Raw genomic sequence first — 1,421 nt, 5'->3', positions numbered from 1 at the left:
GCCAATCTAGTCGCCGTCCCAAGTAGCTTTTTATTTCTTCCCTCTTTTTTATTCCGTCAAAATTATCATTCAGCCAGCCGCTGGTGAAAGCTTGTATTAAGCAGTGATTGTGCATTTGACTGAAGAATTCGGCTGCCTTGACATCGCTTTCTCTTTTGGGGTCTAGAGGCTTTGCAGGGATTACTACGTGTATCAGCCCTACCTCTGCCGGTGAGAGGCTGTCTTCATCTGCTTTGTTTTTGTCCCACTTCTTTATTGCATCATACGCTCGTGCATGCGCAATAGCTATGTGTGTAAGGACTTTTCTAGAGGCTTCGAGATTTTCTAAGCCTGGTGGAAAATTTTTAAACATTCTGACGCTGAAGCTTTCGATCATGACTGTGGGTTCGTTGAAGGTGACCCAGCAATCGACAATGTCGCCTAATTTCCATGCAATGTACGCCGCGTACTTGGTGAACTCGATTACCGTGTTTTCGTCAACCCATCCTCTAGGACCATTGCGAAGTTTTGTGTCGCGGACGGTTATGGGGTCGTGTAGCCAAAGTGGAATGGTGAAATGGTTTAGACACACGAATACTTTGAAGTTTCTAGTGCGTATATTTTCTATTATTTTTCTGTAATGGTTAAGCGCTTCTTTGTCTGCGATTTTGTCGAGTTTTTCGAGGGCAGAATTGTCTACTTCTATTTTGTTCATGTTTCCGTCAGTGGCTCTTTCTACTCCAACATTTACGTTATTTGTGTTCTTGGGAAATATTCTGCTCCATTCTGTTCCAATTCGGTAGGCGTTGAGACCAAGGTCCTTAGCTATCTTATGATCCGCTTTATAGCGGTTCCAGTAATCAACACCGTTCTCTGGCAGATGACCGCTTACTATTCCTTTCTCTATGTTAGTAGAATCGTGTGCCCACATGTACCAGTCTGTGTTAGCGTCTATATTTCTCCCTTCAGGATCGCCCATCTCAAATTGAAATCCGCTGAGAGCAACACCCCACAGAAATTTTTCAGGAAAAACCATGTTTAGTTCCTCCATTTTACTACGTCATCACTAATTTCTTATAAATAAGTTTGTCCATTATAGGATTCATGAACCGACTTTGGCACGGATTCAACTTTGGAAATTGGATTTCCCAGTCTACTTTGAAGCCGCCTCGCATTGACACGTTTTACACCGAGAAAGATGTGAGTTTGGTTAATGACTGGGGGTTCAATTTTATACGTTTGCCAGTGGACTACATGTTTTTCGAAAGTGACAACGCTCCAGGAGTTTACGATGAAGCTAGGCTGAAGTATGTGGACAGATGCATAGCATGGTGCAAAAAGTATGGGATTCACGTTAACCTTGATCTTCATCATGCGCCGGGTTATGGAGTGTCAAACATGTTTTCGGCTTCTCTCTGGACTGATGAGGAACAGCTTAAGCG

At 43.2% G+C, this 1,421-nt stretch carries 2 protein-coding genes; one reads left to right on the top strand and one right to left on the bottom strand.

What is annotated here, in order from left to right; translation table 11 throughout:
* The coding region (locus HXY34_14330) for a glycoside hydrolase family 1 protein (GenBank protein ID NWF97311.1) at window positions 1-1,015 on the bottom strand (1,015 nt) is incomplete at its 3' end.
* 170 nt (window positions 1,016-1,185) lie between these two features.
* On the opposite strand from HXY34_14330, the gene HXY34_14325 reads away from it, so the two are divergent.
* Window positions 1,186-1,421, top strand: a 236-nt coding sequence (locus HXY34_14325; GenBank protein NWF97310.1) for a cellulase family glycosylhydrolase, incomplete at its 3' end; no start/stop codon positions are given.

It is taken from the genome of Candidatus Thorarchaeota archaeon (assembly GCA_013388835.1).
GTDB lineage: Archaea > Asgardarchaeota > Thorarchaeia > Thorarchaeales > Thorarchaeaceae > JACAEL01.
The sequence above is the reverse complement of the archived record's forward strand: the minus strand, read 5'-3'. Positions and strand labels throughout refer to the sequence as shown.